This window comes from Oribacterium sp. WCC10, assembly GCF_900113415.1.
Classification (GTDB): Bacteria; Bacillota; Clostridia; order Lachnospirales; family Lachnospiraceae; genus Oribacterium.
This window is the reverse complement of sequence record NZ_FOPH01000002.1, coordinates 131,484-153,464: the sequence shown is the minus strand read 5'-3', so window position 1 is coordinate 153,464 and position 21,981 is coordinate 131,484. Positions and strand designations below refer to the sequence as shown.

Annotated in this window: 19 protein-coding genes and 1 other annotated feature (1 of these 20 cut by a window edge); of the genes, 1 reads left to right on the top strand and 18 read right to left on the bottom strand. The window is 42.3% G+C overall.

All coding sequences use genetic code 11. The features are described from left to right. Window positions 1-3, bottom strand: a sequence feature (ribosomal protein L10 leader region); it reaches 134 nt to the left of the window's first position. Window positions 4-46: 43 nt separating this feature from the next. From rplA to rpmG, 5 genes are all read right to left on the bottom strand, one after another. Beyond that, window positions 47-739, bottom strand: a complete 693-nt coding sequence (gene rplA, locus BM294_RS02005) for a 50S ribosomal protein L1 (protein WP_091204391.1) — start codon at window positions 737-739, stop codon at window positions 47-49. Between the two features lie 18 nt (window positions 740-757). After that, window positions 758-1,183 (bottom strand): 50S ribosomal protein L11, encoded by a 426-nt coding sequence (gene rplK / locus BM294_RS02000; RefSeq protein WP_036606756.1) that lies wholly within the window; start codon window positions 1,181-1,183, stop codon window positions 758-760. Window positions 1,184-1,247: 64 nt separating this feature from the next. Continuing rightward, window positions 1,248-1,778 carry a transcription termination/antitermination protein NusG gene (nusG, locus tag BM294_RS01995; protein ID WP_091204390.1) on the bottom strand — a complete coding sequence of 177 codons (531 nt, stop codon included), beginning with the start codon at window positions 1,776-1,778 and terminating at the stop codon, window positions 1,248-1,250. Window positions 1,779-1,789: 11 nt separating this feature from the next. After that, window positions 1,790-1,987 (bottom strand): preprotein translocase subunit SecE, encoded by a 198-nt coding sequence (secE, locus tag BM294_RS01990; protein WP_091204388.1) that lies wholly within the window; start codon window positions 1,985-1,987, stop codon window positions 1,790-1,792. Next, window positions 1,987-2,136, bottom strand: coding sequence for a 50S ribosomal protein L33 (gene rpmG / locus BM294_RS01985; RefSeq protein WP_036606748.1), 150 nt, complete (start codon window positions 2,134-2,136; stop codon window positions 1,987-1,989). The genes secE and rpmG overlap by 1 nt, the downstream gene beginning before the upstream one ends. A 240-nt stretch (window positions 2,137-2,376) precedes the next feature. Here rpmG and BM294_RS01980 point away from each other — a divergent pair, with 240 nt between their 5' ends. Then, complete coding sequence (locus BM294_RS01980; RefSeq protein WP_091204387.1) at window positions 2,377-3,291, top strand: LysR family transcriptional regulator; 915 nt, start codon at window positions 2,377-2,379, stop codon at window positions 3,289-3,291. A gap of 196 nt (window positions 3,292-3,487) precedes the next feature. Here the strand turns inward: BM294_RS01980 and BM294_RS01975 are convergent, their stop codons facing one another. The 13 genes from BM294_RS01975 to BM294_RS01915 form a co-directional block, all read right to left on the bottom strand. Next, a complete protein-coding gene (locus BM294_RS01975; RefSeq protein WP_242944390.1) occupies window positions 3,488-4,318 on the bottom strand; it encodes a ComF family protein in 831 nt (276 codons plus the stop codon). After that, on the bottom strand, window positions 4,308-6,701 hold the full coding sequence (gene recD2, locus BM294_RS01970; protein WP_091204385.1) for an SF1B family DNA helicase RecD2: 2,394 nt from the start codon (window positions 6,699-6,701) through the stop codon (window positions 4,308-4,310). Before recD2 ends, BM294_RS01975 begins: the two co-directional genes overlap by 11 nt. Window positions 6,702-6,793: 92 nt before the next feature. Beyond that, window positions 6,794-7,798: a rod shape-determining protein gene (locus BM294_RS01965; RefSeq protein ID WP_091204384.1), complete on the bottom strand. Its 1,005-nt coding sequence runs from the start codon at window positions 7,796-7,798 to the stop codon at window positions 6,794-6,796. Between the two features lie 117 nt (window positions 7,799-7,915). After that, window positions 7,916-8,896, bottom strand: a complete 981-nt coding sequence (locus tag BM294_RS01960) for a LacI family DNA-binding transcriptional regulator (protein ID WP_091204383.1) — start codon at window positions 8,894-8,896, stop codon at window positions 7,916-7,918. A gap of 167 nt (window positions 8,897-9,063) precedes the next feature. Continuing rightward, a complete protein-coding gene (locus tag BM294_RS01955; RefSeq protein ID WP_242944389.1) occupies window positions 9,064-9,966 on the bottom strand; it encodes a carbohydrate ABC transporter permease in 903 nt (300 codons plus the stop codon). Continuing rightward, the gene (locus BM294_RS01950) at window positions 9,963-10,853 is read right to left on the bottom strand and encodes a carbohydrate ABC transporter permease (protein WP_091204382.1); all 891 of its coding nucleotides are present in this window, start codon (window positions 10,851-10,853) and stop codon (window positions 9,963-9,965) included. Before BM294_RS01950 ends, BM294_RS01955 begins: the two co-directional genes overlap by 4 nt. Window positions 10,854-11,044: 191 nt before the next feature. After that, window positions 11,045-12,424 (bottom strand): ABC transporter substrate-binding protein, encoded by a 1,380-nt coding sequence (locus tag BM294_RS01945; RefSeq protein WP_091204381.1) that lies wholly within the window; start codon window positions 12,422-12,424, stop codon window positions 11,045-11,047. 243 nt (window positions 12,425-12,667) lie between these two features. Next, on the bottom strand, window positions 12,668-14,332 hold the full coding sequence (locus BM294_RS01940) for an alpha-amylase family protein (RefSeq protein ID WP_091204379.1): 1,665 nt from the start codon (window positions 14,330-14,332) through the stop codon (window positions 12,668-12,670). A 98-nt stretch (window positions 14,333-14,430) separates the two neighbouring features. Next, window positions 14,431-15,414, bottom strand: a complete 984-nt coding sequence (locus BM294_RS01935; RefSeq protein WP_242944388.1) for a nucleoside/nucleotide kinase family protein — start codon at window positions 15,412-15,414, stop codon at window positions 14,431-14,433. Between the two features lie 658 nt (window positions 15,415-16,072). Continuing rightward, window positions 16,073-17,332, bottom strand: a complete 1,260-nt coding sequence (locus BM294_RS01930) for a putative ABC transporter permease (RefSeq protein ID WP_175494420.1) — start codon at window positions 17,330-17,332, stop codon at window positions 16,073-16,075. A gap of 35 nt (window positions 17,333-17,367) precedes the next feature. Then, window positions 17,368-18,447: an acyltransferase family protein gene (locus BM294_RS01925; protein WP_091204375.1), complete on the bottom strand. Its 1,080-nt coding sequence runs from the start codon at window positions 18,445-18,447 to the stop codon at window positions 17,368-17,370. Window positions 18,448-18,707: 260 nt separating this feature from the next. Then, a complete protein-coding gene (locus tag BM294_RS01920; protein WP_091204373.1) occupies window positions 18,708-20,390 on the bottom strand; it encodes a phospho-sugar mutase in 1,683 nt (560 codons plus the stop codon). A gap of 244 nt (window positions 20,391-20,634) precedes the next feature. Further along, a complete protein-coding gene (locus BM294_RS01915) occupies window positions 20,635-21,972 on the bottom strand; it encodes a CCA tRNA nucleotidyltransferase (RefSeq protein ID WP_091204371.1) in 1,338 nt (445 codons plus the stop codon). Window positions 21,973-21,981: the final 9 nt, after the last annotated feature.

Here is a 21,981-nt window from a genome sequence, read left to right as displayed (position 1 = left end):
ATATTAACATCCGTCATTCGGATTGTCAATAGCTAAAATGTATTTTTTAAGCACCGAACTGTACAGTATCGATCTTAACACCAGGACCCATTGTAGATGTCAAAGTAGCTGACTTCATGTACTGACCCTTAAGTGTTGCAGGTCTAGCCTTAACAATAGCTGCCATGAGTGTGTTAAGGTTCTCCTGAAGCTTCTCTGTCTCGAATGAAGCCTTACCTACAGGAACGTGAATAATGTTAGCCTTGTCAAGACGATACTCAACCTTACCGGCCTTAGTATCAGCGATTGCCTTGGCAACATCCATAGTAACAGTACCTGTCTTAGGGTTTGGCATGAGACCCTTAGGTCCGAGGAGACGACCGATACGTCCAACAACACCCATCATGTCTGGTGTAGCGATTACTACATCGTAATCGAACCAGCCACCCTGGATCTTAGGAACAAGCTCCTCTGCTCCTACAAAATCTGCACCAGCTGCCTGAGCTTCATCAGCCTTAGCGCCCTTTGCAAATACGAGGATTCTAACCTTCTTACCTGTGCCGGCAGGAAGTACAACGGAACCACGAACCTGCTGATCAGCGTGACGTGAGTCACAACCTGTTCTGATGTGAAGTTCAACGGTCTCGTCGAATTTTGCTGTTGCATTCTTCTTTACGAGCTCGATAGCGTCTACTGCACTGTACTTTACAGATCTGTCAACGCCCTGAGCTGCTGCATTATATCTCTTACCTGTTTTCATAATCAGTTGACCTCCCTATTACTTCTCTACTTCAACGCCCATAGATCTGCATGTTCCAGCGATCATAGACATAGCAGCTTCAAGTGATGCAGCATTAAGATCTTTCATCTTTGTCTCTGCAATCTTCTGAAGATCAGCCTTACTGATTGTAGCAACCTTGTTCTTGTTTGGCTCACCAGAAGCCTTCTGAAGCTTGCAAGCCTTCTTGATAAGAACTGCAGCTGGAGGAGTCTTTGTGATGAAGCTAAAACTTCTATCTGCATAAACAGTGATAACTACAGGGATGATAACGTCTCCCTCGTTAGCTGTTCTTGCGTTAAATTCCTTTGTGAATGCAACGATATTTACACCATGCTGTCCAAGAGCAGGACCTACTGGTGGAGCTGGTGTTGCTTTACCAGCTGGAATCTGTAACTTGATGTAACCTTCTACCTTCTTTGCCATTGAGGCACCTCCTTGTGGTAATTGCGGGGTAGCCACAAAATGTCGCTAACCCTCCCAAACTTTGTTATCTAAGCTTTTGAACTTCTCCGTATGATAACTCTACCGGAGTTTCTCTGCCGAACATCTCTACTGAGATAGTAACGGTCTTCTTCTGATCGTTGATCTCGCTGATAACACCAACAGTATCCTTCCATGCTCCGGAAGTTACAGATACTGAATCTCCTATAGCGAAATCCATAAGAACCTCTGACTTTCTGTATCCGAGGTTTAAGATCTCCTCTTCTGAAAGAGGGGTTGGCTCTGATCCTGGGCCAACAAAACCGGTGACGCCACGTGTATTTCTCACAACGTACCAGGTTTCCTGATTCATAACCATGTTTACGAGAACATAGCCCGGGAACATTTTCTTATCAGTCTTCTTTTCAACGCCGTTCTTCATTTCGATGACCGGCTGCATTGGAACGCTGACTTCAAGAATAAGATCCTGAAGACCACGGTTTTCGATAGTTTTTTCAAGATCCATCTTAACCTTGTTCTCGTAGCCTGAATAGGTATGAGCTACATACCAACGAGCTGCAGAATTTGTCTCTGACATCGATATCCCCTTTACTTAAGTATAAAGCCAAGTCCCGTCTTCATGATGAGATCAAGAACTGCGATAACAACTCCTATAAGTAAACTTACAACGATAGTCGCTGTTGTTTCCTTTATAACGTCCTGTCTATTCGGGAATATAATTTTATTAAATTCCGTCCTGAGACCATTGAAGAAGCCCTGAATACTGGAACTCTTCTTCTCGTCCATTACTTTGTCTCCTTATGAAGCGTGTGCTGTTTACAGAATCTGCAATACTTACGAACTTCCATTCTCTCAGGATGGTTCTTCTTTTCCTTAGTCGTGAAGTAATTTCTCTGCTTACATTCTGTACATGCTAAAATAATCTTTGTGCGCACGGCTGTTCACCTCCAATGATTCTTAACTCCGCATGACTACGAAATTAGTGCATAAAAAATAGGGCTTAGCCCCTTGTTTACCTGCAAACTATAACATGTCCTCATTTACCCGTCAAGATATTGAGTCAATTGCTTTGTTATTTAATTTTTTTAGCCTCATTGTGGCTTTCTATTGTAAATAATTATAATAGTTTATATACTATTTATAAATTGTACACATCTACAGGAAGAAGGTCATCCATGGATCTACGACGTATTGAAAACATCATCCGTATCGCGGAAGAACGAAATATCACACGTGCGGCCGATAAACTCTTTATTTCTCAGCCCGCCCTCAATCTTCAGCTTCTGAATCTCGAAAAAGAGCTTGGCACCAAGCTGTTCTACAGACGAGGCAATGAATGGGCCATCACAGATGCCGGCAGGATATACGTAGATACCGCCCGTAAAATGATTGCAATGAAAAAGGACTGCTATTCCCGCATCTCCGATATCGCCAAATTACATAATGAAGAAATCGCTGTAGGTGCTGCCGGTATCGAAGCTGATTATATGATGACTTCCATATACCGTCAATTTCATAAACAGAACCCTACAGTTAAGCTTCAGCTTAACATCATGAAGGGTTTAAAAGCCCAGGAACTGGTAAAGAACGGAACCATCGATCTCGGAATCATCCTCATGGGCGACAAGCAGAACTACCGTCTTCAGTACGAATTCTTAAGTCATGTAGAGATGGTTGTAGCCATTGCTTCTTCCAACCCTCTTGTTAATGAAGTTGAGGTCGAAGAAGACGGAACCAAAGTCATAGACATTCACAAGTTCAAGGATGTTCCATTCTTCCTCGGCCCCAAGGATTCCACCGAACGCTACGTTTCAGAACAGATATTTGAACAGGCTGGTTTTGAACCGGATATCTATATGGACGCAGAAGGAATAAACTATGAACTTGCCCTGGTTGCTGCCGATGAATGTGCAGCTTTGATAGGTGCCTCTCACCACGTAGAAATTCCCGGGGATGTAGAACTCATTAAACTGAAAACTCATCCTGTGATGAATGCATATGCAGTATACCGTAAGGACAAATATCTTTCAGAGCCCATGCGCAACCTCATAGATCTTGCAAGAGATTACTGGACAGATGAAATAGATTAACAGTACAAAGTCTCAGATCATCCCTCATGGAATGATTTGAGACTTTTTTCATTGTTCAAAGTATATTTATCAAAGGTCATAAATCACTTATATTCACCCCCGTCTTCTTTATCGGAATCCGCTTCACAAATCCATACATATCAGATAAGTCATATAATTATGCGCAGAAATCAGCCCGTTTTAACCGGGCAAACCCTCAATCTTCAGGTTTTATCGCTAAAGTAAAACAATACACCCTATCGACACCTGCTGATTTTAGACATCTGCTTATAGCTTCAAGGGTAGCACCTGACGTAAATATATCATCTATAAGAAGCACCGAATGCATATCATACGGGATTTCTCCGGCAGAGAAAGCCCCGGTAAGATTTTTCAGTCTTTCCGAAGCGCTAAGTTCCTTTAACGCCGTAGTCTTTTTGTTTCTTACCATAGCATCCTCATAAACGGGTATATCCAGTTCTTTTCCCATAACAGAAGCAAGAACTTCCGCCTGATTATACCCTCGCTTTATAAACCTTGACCTATGGACAGGCACCGGTACCAATGCGTCAATCCCAATACTTTTTATCCTCTCGCCATAGAGTTCAACTGCTTTTTTTCCATAATAGTCAAGATATTCCCTTGCTCCTGTATATTTTATCCTGCTAATGGATCTGGCTGCCACATCATCGTAATTCATAAGTGAATAACCATATTCAAAGCTGAATCTGTGGCGCTTACAGTTACAGCACAGCTCCGCTTCTTCTTCAGCTATCTCTCTTCCGCATATCTTGCATGCCGGTTCTTTGATAAAATGAAGCTTTCCCTCACACTCCGGACATATCAGGGCTCCGGATGGAGAGACCGGTTCCTCGCACACAGGGCATCTCCTGGGAAATATGAGATCCCCGGCGCATTGCGAGAGTTTATCCAAAAACATAGTAATATTCACGCTTTTATAACTGCAGCCTCGCTTTGCACTCTTTTCACCACAGATTTTCGTCATACATAAATCTTTGGCGATTCCATAACTTCTCTCATCCCGCATAGGATATCTCCTTAATACGTTCTGCAAGAGACGAATATCGTTTAGCCTCAGATTCATTTCTTATCATCTGTTCAAAGATCTGCGGATTTCCCACCAGGCACACACACCTTTTAGCTCTTGTAACAGCAGTGTATAAAAGGTTACGATTCATAAGCATCTGAGGTCCCTGATACATCGGAATAATGACAGCTGGATACTCTGATCCCTGAGACTTATGTATAGTTATGGCATATGCAAGATCAAGGCTGTCGCACTGCTTAAACTCATACTCAACAAATCTGTCATCAAACTGAACTGTAAGATTCTGAGCAAAGTTGTTGATTTCAGTTATGACGCCAATATCTCCATTGAACACTCCCTCACCCTTTTCGACAGGAACCCCGTATCTGCCTCTTATTTCCCATATAAGATTGTAGTCATTCTTTATCTGCATAACTTTATCACCAAGTCTGAACAATGTTCCGTTGATTTCCTTTTCAGGCTTCTTACTATCCTTGGGATTTATTCTGTCCTGCAAAAGCTGATTCAATCTCTCAACGCCCAAGGCCCCTTTACGCTGAGGCGTCATAATCTGCATTTCAAACGGATCAACATCAAGATATCCCGGAAGCTTATCCAGCACCAGCGCAGTTATTGAATTGAATATCTGATCAGGGTTCTGATTTCTGATAAATAGAAAATCCTTTGATTTTTTACTGAGATCAACAGATTTTCCCTCATTTATCTTATGTGCATTAACAACAATATCCGATTCGGCCGCCTGTCTGAAAATATGATTGAGTTTAACAGTACGTATACTGCCTGATTCAATGATATCTCTCAGGACATTTCCAGCGCCAACCGATGGCAGCTGATTTGCATCTCCCACCATAATCAATCTTGTTCCCTTATGAATAGCTTTAAGCAGAGAATTCATTAGAAAGATGTCAACCATAGACATTTCATCAATGATAACCACATCACATTCAAGCGGATTACTGTCATCCCTCTCAAAATGACCTCTTATCTGTTCGCCGCCTTCATCTCCATCATCCTCCGGTCTTCCCTGATACTCGAGAAGTCTGTGAATAGTCGATGCCGCCCATCCTGTTGATTCTGACATCCTTTTTGCCGCTCTTCCCGTCGGTGCAGCAAGAAGAATAGTTTTCCCCTCATTAGCAAAAACTCTGATGATGGTGTTTATGGTAGTCGTTTTACCGGTTCCCGGTCCACCGGTTATAACCAAAAGTCCTGAATTCATTGCATAAGAGACAGCCTGACGCTGAAGTTCATCAAGCTCTATTCCTTCCTTATCCGTTATCCTGTCGATCTCATCTTCAAGAGACGCTTCGTCATCTTTTCCCTTAGAGATATTCAGTTCCTGAAGTTTTGTCGCAACCTGAAGCTCTGTGTAGTACAAAAGCGACCTGTACACTCTGGTACCGGGATCCACGTTTCTGTTATCGGCATCGAAAACTATATGACATTCGGCTTCCGGATTAATTCCCGGTTGAGATTCCGGAGCTGCAAATGTTCCATCCTGTCCGTTCCCTTCCGAAAATGCCGTTTCATTCAGAAAATCATCTATGGTTTTCTTTTTACCACTACTTTTAACCATCACTCTTCCCTGCATCTGAAGATCAAGAAGATAACGGTTTATATCATGGATAGTAATATTAAGTAGAACTTCAGTTGTTCTGAGCAATTCCGGCAAAGGCAGATAACAATGACCGTTTCCCTCAGCCATAGTAAGCGCATACTGGATTCCGGCTTCTATACGAAAATCAGAATCCACTTTTATTCCGGCATTTCTGGCTATCTCATCACAGGTTCTGAAACCCATTCCTTCGATATCCTCAGCAAGCTTATATGGATTGTCCCGTACTATATCGTACATTTCATTCCCATACTGAGAAAAGATTTTTCCGGCCATATTGATGGAAATGCCGTATTGTTGAAGGAACATGACCGCATCCTGCATTTCTCTTTTTGAATTGACAGATGCAGCTATATCGATAGCCTTTCTCTCTGATATTCCTTTTATCTCAGCAAGACGTTCCGGCTCCTCCTCAATGATGCGCATTGTATCATCTCCGAACTTCTTTACAATGCGAGAAGCCATGGCTGCGCCTATTCCCTTTATGGCACCCGAACCAAGATATCTTTCAACCGCTTCGCTGCTCTCAGGTGCAACCACCTGATATTTATCTATCACGAACTGCGTACCGTAGATCTGATGTGTGGTTTCATGTCCGTCTGCCTTTATATTTTCACCGGGTTCGATACCCGGAACAGTTCCGACGAGAGTATAATCCTTACCATTCATCACACCAACCATAACTGTATAGCCGGTAGAATCACTTCTGAATATAATATGATCAATATAGCCTTCAAAAAAATTCAAATTTGTTTCCTCAGATGTATCCCGCAATTAAAAAGCGTCTGTCATACAACAAAAGGGCAGCCCAAAAGGCCACCCCCTATCCTTATAATCTGTTACAGGTCATCATCATCGCCGTTTGCAATGTCAATAAACTTTCCTGTTCCTATAGCAACCGCAGTAAGCGGATCTTCAGCAAGCATACATGTGATACCTGTCTTCTCATGCATCAGCTTATCAAGTCCGTAGAGAAGAGAGCCTCCACCTGTCATGACGATACCTCTTTCATAGATATCTGCCGCAAGCTCCGGCGGAGTACGTTCAAGTACATTATGTACAGCATTAACTATCATAGTGGCCGGCTCCAGAAGCGCGTCCATGATCTCGTCCGCACTGACAACCACTGTTTTCGGAAGTGCCGTAACAAGGTTACGTCCCCTGACTTCCATAGTGATATTCTCCGGTCTCTTACTGGCACAACCGATATTCACCTTGATATCTTCCGCAGTTCTCTCACCGATCAGAAGATTGTGCTTCTTTCTCATATACCGAAGGATGGCTTCATCAAAATCGTCACCTGCCACCTTGATCGACTCCGAAACAACAGGTCCATCAAGTGCGATGACAGCGATATCGGAAGTGCCACCTCCAATGTCAATGATCATATTACCCTGAGGCTTACTGATGTCTATTCCGGCGCCGATAGCAGCCGCAACAGGTTCCTCAATGATCGTTACCTCTCTTGCACCTGCGTGATAGGTTGCATCTTCAACAGCCTTCTTCTCAACCTCCGTTGCACCGGAAGGAATACATACAGATATTCTCGGCTTACGTAAGGTACGCTTTCCGACAGCCTTATTGATAAAATGCTTAAGCATCTGCTCAGTTAAAGTATAGTCAGATATAACGCCCTGACGCAACGGACGTACCGCCACTATATTTTCAGGTGTTCTTCCAAGCATAAGGCGAGCATCCTCTCCATATGCCAGAACCTTGTTTGTTTCTTTATTGACAGCCACAACCGAAGGCTCCTTCAAAACAACGCCTCTTCCTTTTATATATACGAGAACGCTTGAAGTTCCAAGATCTATTCCAATATCATTTGAAATCAACGAAAACATTAAACTCTCCCAATAATCGCCAAACTATAAACAGGCAATAACCCATAATCCTGTATAGTATAATAGATAGGATAGGATTTTTAAAGTAATAATTGTCACACCTAATAATCAGGCTTATCAAGTAGTTCCCCTCACAACGAGATTTACATCAAGAACATTTCGCTCTGTTACTTCCTTATTCTCCAATGTATCAAATATCATATCCAGAGAAAGCCTTGCCATTTCCCTGATGGGTTGATGTATGGTTGTGAGCTGAGGTGTGGTCAGTCTTGATAACTGTGTATCATCAAAGCCAATAATCTTGAGATCCTCCGGGACTTTCTTTCCGATCATCGAAGCCACTTGCAGAACCTGGGCCGCAATCAGATCCGAACTGCAGAATATGCCGTCTGTATCAGGAAACTCATTCAATGCTTTTCTTATACTCTCATGATACTCCATTTCCTCGTATTCAAAAGCATTACTGGTGAGTACTTTTGCATTTACTCCGTTTTTACGGCAGACATCCATGAATCCGTCTTCACGCACATCCGCAGGCATCTTGCTCTGCCATACGCTTCCAAGCATCAGGAGATTTTTACATCCCTTTTTAATGAGCTCCTCTGCAGCAAGTTGTCCGCCCTTATAGTTATCGCAAAGGACACAGCCTGTTCCGCCTTCAATGAATCGCTCAATCGTAATAATAGGAAGATTGAACTTTTTAAGTATCTCCGGCTTAACCCGTCTGCTGAATATCAGTACTCCTGCCACAAGACTGTTCTCACATAATTCAAGAATACTGGTTTCCTTCTGAAGATCACCTGTAGAATTGCTGATAAATATCTGGTACTGCTTTTCTGCCGCATACTGCTCTATCTCGCTTAACATCTGCGAAAAATACGGATGGACCATGTGCGGAACAATGACAGCAATCGCATCAGATCTTCCTTTTGAGAGGGTTCTCGCAACAATGTTAGGCCTGTAGCCTATCTTCTGCATGGCGTCATTAACCTTCTTTCTGGTCTTCTCGCTTATATATCCTCTGTTATTCAGAACTCTGGAAACAGTCTCCACTGCCAGTCCGGCCTCTTTTGCCACATCTTTTAATGTTGTTGCCATATTCTATTCCCTTTACTATTATCGTTTTTCTAGTCATGAACTAGCAGTATAACACAAAAGCCGGACATCTCAAATGTCCGGCTTTATTATACTATAGTTCCTATGTTTTTCCGCAAAATACAGAAATATAACATTGAAAATAATTAATTTTAAGTGTTTTTAACCAATTACTTAACGGCTCCGGCTACCATACCTGCAATGATCTGCTTCTGTAAGAAGAAGTACAGAATAAGGATAGGAAGAAGTGTAAGTACAAGTGCAGCCATAATGAGACCGTAATCCGAGCTGTATGTTCCATAAAAGCTGTAAGTTGAAAGCGGAAGTGTATATAACGGTTTCTTTCCAAGAACAAGACTCGGAAGCAGATAGTCATTCCAGAACTGCATCGCATTAAGAATTACAAGTGTTGCAGTAGTAGGTTTCAAAAGAGGAAATACAATCATTCTGAAAGTTTCCATCTTCGTACATCCGTCAATATATGCAGCTTCCTCCAATGATCTCGGAACACCACTCTTCAAAAATCCCGCATACATAAACACCGACATACTCATGGCAAAACCGGTATGCATGAATATTAATGAAAAACGATGGTTAAGCAGTCCGAGATTTGCGCCGTAAATAGAAACCAAGGGTATCATGATTGACTGGAACGGTATAATCATCGATGAAATCATAAGTGCAAATATCACCTTGGCAAGACTGGTGTTTGCGCGAACGATATAATATGCCACCATAGAAGATAATACAATAACTGCAATTGTTGAAAGGCCTGTGATAAAGAGAGAGTTTCCGAAGGCTTTCATGAACTCCATCTGTTTAAATGCCTTTCCATAGTTATCAAGACTCATACCACCGGCTCCGATAAGATCCATAGGTGCCTTGATGATATCCTTTTTCTGCTTAAAGGAGTTTACTATAACCATAAAGAATGGAACAAGATAGAATAATGCACCGATGATAAGAAGAATGTAGATGCATATATCCTTGACAAGTTTTTTTGTTCCACCAACACGATCCTGAGCCTTTGGTTCAAGATTTGCAGCGGAAACATTTTCCTTAGCATTCATCATGCCTCTACCTCCTGTTTCTTACCGATATATACCTGCAGACCTGAGATAACGGCAACAACGAAGAAGAGGAAAACCGCCTCTGCCTGTCCTATGCCGTACTGTCTTGCTGTAAATGCCTTTTCATAAACATGCATCGCAACAAGTCTTGTACTTCCGTAAGGCTCTCCGCCTGTCAATGTAAGGTTAATATCATAAACCATGAATGCTCTCGAGAGAGTCAGGAAAATACAGATAACAAATGAAGGCACCATAAGAGGAAGTACGATATGGCGCATTTTTGACCAGCCATGTGCTCCGTCTATGGAAGCAGCTTCAAGAACATCCTCAGAAAGTCCCGTAAAACCTGCGATGTAGATAAGCATCATATAACCGCTGAGCTGCCAAACAGTTACTATAACAAGTGCCCAAAAGGCCTTTGTTGGATCGGACAGCCATGACTTCGAAAACAAAGCTATACCCAGGCTTTTTCCAAACTTTACAAGAAGTTGAGAAAAAACAAACTGCCAGATGAATCCGAGAACTACTCCTCCGATGAGGTTAGGTGTAAAGAAACCTGCACGGAAAAGATTCTGTCCTTTTTTAATTCTTCCGGATAGGAAATATGCAAAAAGGAAGCCAAATGCATTTACAAGAAGAACAGAAAGAACAACGTACTTCAATGTAAGTCCCATGGATTTCCAGAATTCTTTATCCTGGGCAAGCGCCCTATAGTTATCAAATCCCACAAGATTCTTTACAGCAGCTACACCGTTCCAATCCGTAAATGTCAGATAAAATCCGTAAAGGAACGGAATGATAACAACACATACGAAGACAAATGTCCCCGGAAGTGCAAACATAAGAAAACTTTTAATTTTATCACCGGTAGTCCGGCCCAGAGAATTCATAATGATCTGCCTTTCTAATTCTAAAAAAATTCAGGGCTGAGTTGCGAACTGTCTGAAATCAATTCTCGGTTCGCAATCGGAAACGTACCTGTTGTCTCATTTCCGTCTCTCCGATCTACTCGGATAAGATCAATCAGTCCTGAATTTAAGTATCACTTTAAGTACAATTATCGTGGAGGTTAAAGCATTGATTATGCCTGCTTCTGCCAGTAAGCATCGATCTCAGATGCTGCACCTGCACGGTCTGTCTCACCTGCTACATACTTCTGCATGATAGCACCCACTACTGACCAATGGTCTGAAGGAGCTACAAAGCTTGATGAATATGTATGTCCGTCAGCCATCTTTGCAACGATATCACGGCTAAGAGGATCAAGAGGAGCTACAGTGTTATTTGAGCATGCAGGGATAATCTGAAGCTTCTCAACAAGACCCTTCTGGCCTGACTCTGAATTTACGAGCCAGTTGATAAACTCAAGTGCTGCTGCCTGCTGCTCAGGTGTTGACTGCTTAGCGTCTACCATAAGCTGCTTTGTAGGAGAAGCCTGCATTGATGTGTTTGCAAAATCAGCTGTATCATTACCAAGTACGAATGAGATGAAACCAAACTCATCATCTGTTGTTGCACCTGCTGTCTCGATGTTTGGCCAAGCCCAGTTACCGTTAGGCCAGAATGCTGCATCACCATCTACAAGATGCATAGCATCCTCATCATAGATAGCACCAAGCGGATCTTCCTTATTATAGTTATACTCAAGGATAACATCCATTGTATCCATGAACTGGTTGAAACGGTCATAATCTTCAACCTTCTGTGAACCATCCTTAAGAGCTGCCATGATCTTGTCAGCGCCTGCTGTTGTTCCATCATTTGTATCATAGATATAACCAAGCTGATGAGCTCCGAGTGACCAGTCTTCCTTTGAAAGAACTACAGGATTCTCCATACCGGCTGCTCTAAGTTCTTCACATATAGCCTTGAAAGAATCAAGTGAGTTGATGCTTGCAGGATCAAACTCTTTTCCTAAAGCATCCTCGATAGCCTTCTTTGAATAAATGATACCTCTTCCCTCAACGCAGAACGGGAAGCTGTATACCTTACCGTCAACCTTGGTTGTCATACTATCGCAATACTGAATCCAATCCTGATCACTGAGGTCAAGACCATACTCTGTTGCAAGTGCGATAACATCAGTTGTATCAAGTATTGACATGGTTGGAGCCGTTCCTGAGCTGTACATTGAAGTAACCTTTGTGTAAGGAACTTCACCGGTACCACAGCTGAGAACCTCAAGCTCGATTCCTGTCTCTTCTGTAAAAGTTGCTGCAAGCTCTTCAAGTGCTGTCTGAATCTCACCCTTTGAGTTAAGGATTGTGATAGACTGCCCTGCAAGGTCTGACTTCTCTGTAGGTGCTACAGCCTCTTTGCTCTCTGCGGCTGCAGTTGTTCCTTCTGCCGCAGCTGCTGTTGTAGCGGTCTCTGTCTTTGTGCTACCGCCACATGCTACAAGTGAACTTACACAAGCTGCTGTCATAAGTAAAGCAGCCAATCTGTTAATGCTCTTTTTCATGGTTTTCTCCTCTTCGGCTAATAAATATACCTTCGTGTCGTTGCTTTAATTCTGTCAACCGTTTGACACTTAACTTGATGTGAATATAACGCTTTTCACAATTTCTGTCAATCGTATAACACATTTTTGTGTATATTGTGCAATATTTGCATAGGCGTTTTGTGCGTTTTTTTGTACAAAAATACCGCCAACCGTTTTTTCGGTTTGGCGGTATGCATAGTGAATGCTTAAAAAGCAAATAGTTTAATCTGATGAAATCTCATAACTGTAATCCGAAAAATCCACCTTAAGGCAAGCTGTATGACCGTCCTTCTTCCATGTCATAGACATCTTTGTACCATCACTGTCAACAGCGAACTCTGCATCAAAGCCGAATGCAGGGCAGGTGTTACGGAACCTAAGCATTTCTACCTGCCTAGATACTATGTCTGAAGTCAGTCTACCTTCCATATCCTTAAGGCTGAGATTGGTACGGTTTATCTCCTTATGTCCGGCAGGTCCGGCAGACTTGACCGCCTCATGATCATTTTTACCGGCAAAAAGATCAAGATACCATACCTGTGGCTTACCAGGCATGAACATCTGAATCGCACGCGCAAGAAGCATCTTGCGTTCATCTTCGCCAAGAGCGCTAAAGTAGGTAGCATTGACCTGATAATACATATTCTTCTTACCATGAAGATCCTTTACAAGTCCACCTCTTCCAACTATGGTATCGATAAGATTCTGAATCTCCTCCTCAGGAAGCAACCCCTTAAGATCAAGAAGAGGTATACCATCATGGCAGCCAAGCATATTTACTGTACGAATCTTGTCATCCACAAGCTCCTTAGCCCAACGCGCAAGATCCTTACCGCTCTTTTTCTCAATTGCATCGATAAGAAGACCCGGAAGAAAGAAATCGTAAGTCATGTATCCCATGTCCGCAACCTTCTTGTAGACCTTCTCACCGTAGCTTGCGTGAATTTCAGGAAGAAGCGTCACGTGATATCTATCCGCAAGCTCACGCACTTTAGAAAGCAAATCCCATGTATCAGGCTCATTCATGAAATTCTTTTTACCAGGCTCCTTAGGGGCATAGGCAAACGCATCAAGACGTACAATAGATGCACCATAGTCAGAAAGAGCCTTCAATGTATTCTCATAATGCTCCCAAACGAGAGGGGACTTAACATTGAGATCCATCTGTCCAAGATACTTGCGGTTGGATTCAAGATAATCCACAACCTTATCACGATAATCCTCATAACCCGAAAGATCGATCTCTGAAGGTTTTTTGCCCTCATCAAGAGCAGTATTCACAATTTCACAGATACGTTCTGCACTAAGATACTGAATATCCATAGCGCTCATAAGATCCATAGCATCAGGACGCTTATAGATTACCTCCTGATAAAAGGTGTTCCAATATGGTACATCCTTACCGCCCGGAGTGCGAACCATAAGGATAGGAAGACCCGGTTTGCGGAAGAACATATCCTTGATATACTCTTCATCCGGCTGAATATAGCCCTCCTCAGTCATCTGACCCTTTCCATCCCAGAACTTATTCCAGTTGATAAAGAAATCAGCATACTTTGAATTCTCACCATTTCTGATGAGATCCTGGAACTGTGGTGAAAGAACCGAAGCATGATTAAGTATGAAATCAAGTTTCAGATTAACCCCAAGATTTCTGAGTCTTTCAAGATCTTCTTCGCTTCCAAGTTCACGATTAATATTGTAATCAATAACCGAAAATCCTCTATCAAGGTCTGTATTGAAAATACTCGGAAGAATGTAGAAAGACTGAAATGCATCCTTCATCTCAGGCTTCTCAAGAAAACCTACAACATCACTGAGACGTCCGCCCATACTATCAGGATAAGCATTAAGCATAGGACCGTTATCTGTATAATGTTTCTCCATTTAATACTCCTGTTATCTAGATATAGTTATGCGTAGCACAAACACTCAAGTGCAATGTGCTACGCCAAAGTTTACTCATTCTAAAAACTTCAGAATGATCAGAACTGATCCTTCATTCGCTCGGTATACTCATCAAAGCTTATCAGTTCACCATTCTTGGCACAGATAATTTTCGCCTTATGAGCCTGACTGTGAAGCTTTGCCTGTTCAATTTCAAGAACCATGGTTGTGAATGCGCTATCTGTCTTTCCGTCACGGTTTCTCGCTCTTCTGTGAGCAAGAGTTTCGGCAGGTGTACTGTTAAGAAGAACCGGGATATCCACTCCCTTAAGGAAATCACTGTTTCCATGTGTCCACTCTATGATAAGTACCTGTTTATCAGAGAAATCAACTTCGTCATACCAGAGACTTGATGCATCTCTTCCCATACGTCTCAGCCAAAGATCAGCCGCTCCATCCTTGAATGCGCTGATAATAGTGCTTACCTCATCAAAATCGGTTTCGTTTGGAGTACCAAGATAACCCGACAGTCCCTCACGACCTCCCGCAAGATATGACATAAACCATTCTTTACCCTCTGCATGAGCCTTGTCAGCATCTGTATCCTCCTGCTGCCACTTTCTGATCTCAGCGAATCTTTCGTCAGTATAATCGCCTGCATCAACCATGCCCCTAACAGCACTCTCTCGGAAGATATGAAGACGTTCAGCATCGTTATACATAGGAATACGATGAGGATAGTTATCTCCTGAAAGAATATATGTACCTATCCCTGCCTGATTGAGGAACCAGCCAAGAACAGAAGCTATCTCTGATTTTCCTACGCCTGAACCACCACATACACTTATGACTGTACGCTGATATGGATTTGTTTTAATCTTTTCTGCTATTTCCTTTGCAAGAACAGAAAAAATAGTGTTTGCCTTCTGAACATGAGAATCGTCTATCTCAATCTTATCTCCCGGCATATCGCCGTGAGGAATCTCTGCAGGAACCTCCTTTGCTTCCCATGGAAGAACCTTAAGGAGTTCCTCAGCATAATTGGTCGTTGACTTATTGATTTTCTTATAGTTTTTATTCATTTCTTTTTTCTTTCTCCTAACATATGTTGTAATATGTTAATCGGTTGACATAAATACGTTAACAGATTTGTCAACGTCTGTAAAGAGTCTATTGATATTTTTGTAACATGTATATTCCGGAACATTATCGTCCCTGCTTCATTTCATCTTCTTAAGATTTTACATATGCAGTTCTTCATAAATAGTACGTCGTATTTATTATTTCTTTATAAATTTTAGACTTCTTTAAGCTATGAGACATAATTCAGTCACATAACTTGGGTATCATATAAACAGTTACAGAGATGTAACACAAAAAAAGCTTTTCATACTCATACTCCGGAGTTGTAATACACTTCGGAGCCCCCTTCAAAAACAACGGTCGCATATGCGTATGATATCAACAGTTTTATACTTATTGTTCCTATCCAGCATGACCGTTTAACATATACTTAGTAAGAGTTCTTTTTTCTCCCCTTGTAAGAGCTCTTGACATATATAGATATAAAGCAGAGACAAGAAGACCCCGTCGGAGCGCAACAACTTCGGCGGGGTCATTCGCATTCTGTGACATAAGAATTGCCCGGGCAAACAGAGTTAGTAAAAAAATCTATAATTATCTGAAACCCTGTCAAAAGCAAAACAGCAGGAAGCATCGCAATGGACGCTTCCTGCTGTTTTACTTTTCTATTCCATCATCTTCGAATTTTTTGTACTCTTCTTCAATACGAGCCTCCAGCTTTTCAAAACTCTCCGCATATCTTCTGGCTGCTTCCCTGAGCTTATCATAGTTTTCAGACTTACCCTTAAGTGTAGGATTGTTCCTGAGCATGCTTCCTACCCACCAGTTCATACGCCCTGAATTTGCGTCTCCTCCATCCTCAAGTATCCTGAGACGTTCTTCCATACGTCTGCGGCGTATCTCAAGACCCTCCTTGTTTTCTGAATGTCTGAGTCCATTGTGTCGCGAACCCGGAACAGCATTAGCCACTTTTCTCGCTGCAGATTTACCTACATTCACAACTGTCTTGCCGGCAGTGGTACCTGCATCAATAACTGTTTTTCCTGCGGTAGCCCCCACATTTATAACAGTTTTTCCTGTTGCAGTTCCCGCTTCTGTGACTGTTTTAACAGCGGCCTTTGCCGCATTGACACTACTGTTTGCAATAGTCTTTGCTACAAGTGTACCTCCCGTCGCAAGTGCACGCTTTGTTTCCTCTGTTACAACCTTTGCCGCAGCAAGATTCCCTTCCGTTTCAGCGATTGATTTTACTTCAGAAACATTGGCCCGTGCCTGTTCCTGCATCTCAATAATACGCTCCCTCACCTCACTGATATTCAGCTTAAGATTCTGAATCTCCTCACTGTTAGCAGCAAGCTGCTCGATTCTCTTCTTGAGATCGAGGGCACCTATGACAGAAAACACAAGATCTTCCACAAATAATGTGTACAGCATGGTCACAGCTACAACAAAGCCTGTATATGTCCAATCCTCAGAAATAGCAGCCACATGAGGATGAATAAGCTTTGTAAAGACAACAGCCAGCACTCCCCAGGCGAGAGACGCATATAGACATATGTATCCATGGAAGTTGAATGGATTCTGACTGTAATCCCACCACTTCATATGGAATATTTTAAACATGAGAAAACCTGTAACAAGTTCAAGTCCTGTGCCCACAAACATTCCCATGAAATACACCTTTATAAGATTGTCCCGAAAGGGCCACGCAAACATCAGGAACATAACAGCTCCCACACCATATATCGGAAGCCACGGTCCATGACAAAAACCTCTGTTAAGAAACCTTAGTTCTTTTAGCGAACAGTACACAGACTCAAAAGCCCATCCAAAAATACAGTAGAACATAAAAAGCAACGCCCACTGAAGCACTGTGTAATCATCAAAGATACACAGATTCCTTATGATTTCCAGCATATTAATTCCTTTTTTATCCGAAAATATCCGGATCATCAAATAGTATATTTCTGTTTTTTCCTAAAAGGGAATAATATCAGATTAAACAGTTTTGTAAATACCGGCATTGAAAGCACCACTGACAAAGCAACGCAAAACAGTATAACTGCAATTAGAATAAAGGGATTTTCGGGATCACCCCATGTAATGAGTCCGAACGCAAGCATCAGATCTCTGACAGGCCTGTGAAGAATATATATCTGAAGCGTTCTCTGTCCCATCTTTGTAATCAACGGAAGTTCCTTATCAGGTAAAAGTCGTAAAAATGTTAACGTGAGAGCCCCTGACGTCATATACCATATAAGCCTGAGTATCCAGACATTATCCGACAGTATACCGGGAAAACTCAACTGATTCTCATGAACTCTGAACCTTTCATAGGAGACACCGAACATGGCATCATGATACGGAAGAAAATAATCGTACATGAACCCCCCGATGATAACCACTGTTATGACTGCTATACCAAGAGTAATGTATCTGACAACATTAGCCTTGATTGAAACATCCCGTCCTTTAAGAAAGTTTTCAAGTCTTTCAGGTCCCACAATATGTCCTGCATAAAAAAACGGTGCAAATGCAATAACTCTGTTCAAAGAAAGAAAGTCTTCAAGTCCGGAAATATAACCTCCGGCAAGAGCTGATACAAGCACCGCAAGCCACGCAATATCCTTTCTCCCGAAACAATCTACTAGAGGTATACCCATATACCAGAAGAATAATGCCAAAAGATACCAGGGCGCACCACTTTCCGAAAAGAAGTCCGGAATCATTGTAGTCATACCGTAAGCCGGAATTTCCGAAAAAAACACTATAATCTCGTAAATCACGTAAAGCCATAATACCTTTGATAAATGCCAAAAGCTGTATCCACCCTTTTCTTTAGCAAAAATACCCTGAGAGAAAATACCTGACAAAAAAGTAAACGCAGGCATATGAAATGCGTAGATCTCATAAAAAAAATTAGTACACAGTTTTGTCTTCCCCTGTAAAAACAAAAGAAAATGTCCCAATACAACAAGTATTATCAATATGCCCTTTGCATTATCCATTCTTAGATATCTTTTTTTCGGCATAACACAATCTCCCTATGCGATAATCAAGCGAAACAGATTTCTCCCCATCGCTCACCGCTTGTTCCCTCAACGCCAGACGAACCATCACCTTCTGTAAATCCGTGCAAAATAAAGGCTGCCGCTAAGCGACAGCCTCATTTTAACATCTTAAATTCTTCACTTCAATTGAAGTATTATAGTAATACCTCTAAGAAAAACCATATAATATTTTCCGAACGAATCTTTATACAATCGTCAAATTTTCAAAATATCTGTGAGCATCACTCAAGAATAGGTGCGATTGCCTTTGCAAGCTTCTCCTTCTCTGATTCAGCTTCTGAAAGATCCTTACCGAGAGTAGTGAAATATGTCTTGATCTTAGGCTCTGTTCCCGAAGGTCTTACAACAATAGTCGAACCGTCATCGAGACCATAGATGAGAACATTGGCCTTTGGAAGACCTGTCTCTTCAGGTTTCTCATAATCCGTCACCTTCACAACCTTCTTGCCGGCAAATTCTGATGGAGCATCCTTACGAAGGCCTTCCATGATTGAAGCCATCTTATCCATGCCGCTTAATCCCGGGAACTCGAAAGAATCAACCTTATTAAGGTAGCGTCCATACTCCTTATAGATTTCCTCAAGTCTCTGCTTGATTGAAGATCCGATAGAACGATAGTAAGCCGCCATCTCACAGATAAGCATTGAACCTACGACCGCATCCTTATCTCTTACATATGAACCGGAAAGATATCCGTAGGACTCCTCAAATCCGAAGATAAAACGCTCTTCCTCACCTGCTGCTTCAAGCTGCGCTATCTGATCACCGATCCACTTGAATCCGGTGAGAACCTCTCTAAGTTCAACACCATAGTGCTCGGCAACAGCATTGGCAAGCGGTGTAGAAACGATAGACTTAACGGCTACCGGCTTCTCCGGCATAGTTCCCTGCTCCTTGCGTCCGGCACAGATATAATCAAGGAGAAGTACACCCATCTCATTACCTGTTACAAGTTCATATGAACCGTCAGGACACTTCATGGCTATACCAACACGGTCTGCATCAGGATCTGTTGCAAGAAGAAGATCTGCATCTTCTTTCTTTGCCAGTTCAAGTCCTTTCTCCATAGCTGCAAAGATCTCAGGATTCGGATATGAGCATGTTGTAAAATAACCGTTCGGATATTCCTGCTCAGGAACTATAGTAATGTCAGTAATGCCTATATCATTAAGCACCTTTGTAACCGGAACAAGTCCTGTACCGTTAAGCGGTGTGTAGACAAGCTTAAGACCGGAAGTCTTTGCAACACCAGGACGAACCTGACGAGATTCAATAGCATCGTAAAGTCCTTTCTTGCAGTCTTCTCCCACAAACTTGATAAGTCCCTTTTCAACGCCCTCTGCGAAGCTCATGTACTTTGCACCGGTAAGAACATCTGTCTTTTGGATCTGATTATAAACAACTGATGCCGCATCGTCAGTCATCTGACACCCATCAGGTCCGTATGCCTTGTAGCCATTGTACTTTGCAGGATTATGAGATGCTGTAACCATGATACCTGCATTGCAGTGATAGTAACGTGTTGCAAATGAAAGTGCAGGAACCGGCATAAGCTCATCATAGATACGAACATTGATTCCATTGGCAGCAAGAACTCCTGCCGCTTCACGCGCAAAATTCCATCCCTTAAGACGAGAATCATAGCTGATGGCCACTGTCTGTGTTCCTCCCTGAGTCTTCACCCAGTCAGCAACACCCTGAGTTGCCTGACGAACTACCCATATATTCATACGGTTTGTTCCGGCACCGAGAGTTCCTCTGAGTCCTGCTGTACCGAACTTTAGGGCAACGGCAAAACGCTCCTTTATTGCCTCATCATCTCCCTTGATATTCTGAAGTTCGGTCTTAAGATCAACATCTTTAAGGTCAGCAGCAAGCCAACGCTCATAATCTTCCTTATACATGTAATACCCCTCTTTTCTTAAAATGATATAAGCGCCAAAAGGGTCATCCACTTACCGATGGAACATAGCAGGTGAAGATTCATACTTTTGTCACTTTGCATAAAATAAAATTAATCATGTCTATAAATATATCAATTTTAAGTACCTCCATCAAGACCAAGAAGCTGAGATAAAAACAAAAATGAGTGGCAATTCTGCCACCCATCATAAAATACCGAAATCAGATTTCAGCATTTTCGCCTCATTATCTTCCGGCCAGCGAAAGGAGAACTTCTTTTTCATTTCTTGAAGGAACTTTGAGCACCTCATCGAGAAGTCTGTGAAGTGTGAGTCCTATCTCGGGTCCCCTTGGTATTCCGATTTCCATAAGATCACTGCCTGTAACCTTAAGATCGCTCAGATTAATGCAGTCCCCGGCATCACGAATGGCATCCACATGCTTTTTGGTAGCTCTTATCCTGTCGAGACGTCTAACCGCTTCTTCTCCGTTGAACTGTATAGAAAGACATTCATCCGCTTCCAGGAATGCATAATAGGTGTCAAAGCCTATAACAGAAAGAGTCTTTCGCACTTCATAGATGCTTTCCGGAAGTTCCTCACTGAAAAGTGCCGCAATGATTCTAGCTTTATTTATAGTATCATTGTCCATCTTAAGTTCTTTAAGTATAGTCTTAGCCTCTTCCGGCACCGCTCTGAGAAAAGTGCCCCATCTGACATACTTTTCCTTCGGTATGTTTCTCGGTATCCACTGACGGATATCAGGATATGGTGCCCCCTGCTCATTGGAAACATCAAATGCATCATCAAAGTGATCGGATATATAGGCAGAAAGTCCGCTGTCAGACACCAGTGCGATATATTCCGGATGGTCTGACATAAGAAGCTTTGTCAATTCTACATTGATCCGCTCCTTTGACACGTGCATGAGATTTGGCGCCAATGCTTTAACCGCTTCATAAGTGTCATGATCTATCTCAAAATCAAGTTGAGCAGAAAACCTGAGGGCTCTAAGCATTCTCAGTGCATCCTCTGTGAACCGCTGCAGAGGATCTCCGACAGCTCTTATAGTATGGGCCTCCATATCCTTAAGACCGTCAAAATCATCTACAACTCCGGTTTTGTCATTCACAGCCATAGCGTTTATGGTGAAATCTCTTCTTGCAAGATCCTCATGAAGAGATGGTGTAAATGTCACCTCGCTGGGATGACGTCCGTCCAGATACTCTCCATCTATACGGTAGGTAGTGACCTCATATCCCACAAAGCCTCCGCCGGTCTTATTCATGCTTTGCAACTCATCCGAGATATTCTCATTCTCAGAGAGTGTGTCTCCTGGTACCTTACTCTTATGCACCGGCATGAGTACTGTCACAGTGCCATGCTGTATTCCTGTATCTATAGTTCTCCTGAAAACACTTTTAACCTGTTCAGGTGTTGCACTGGTAGTTATGTCCCAGTCCTCAGGCAGTCTTCCAAGAAGACTGTCTCTGACACACCCTCCCACAGCATAAGCTTCATACCCAGCCTTTTCCAGACATTCAATAATATATTTTACATTTACCGGTAATGTTATCCTGTTCATATCATCCTC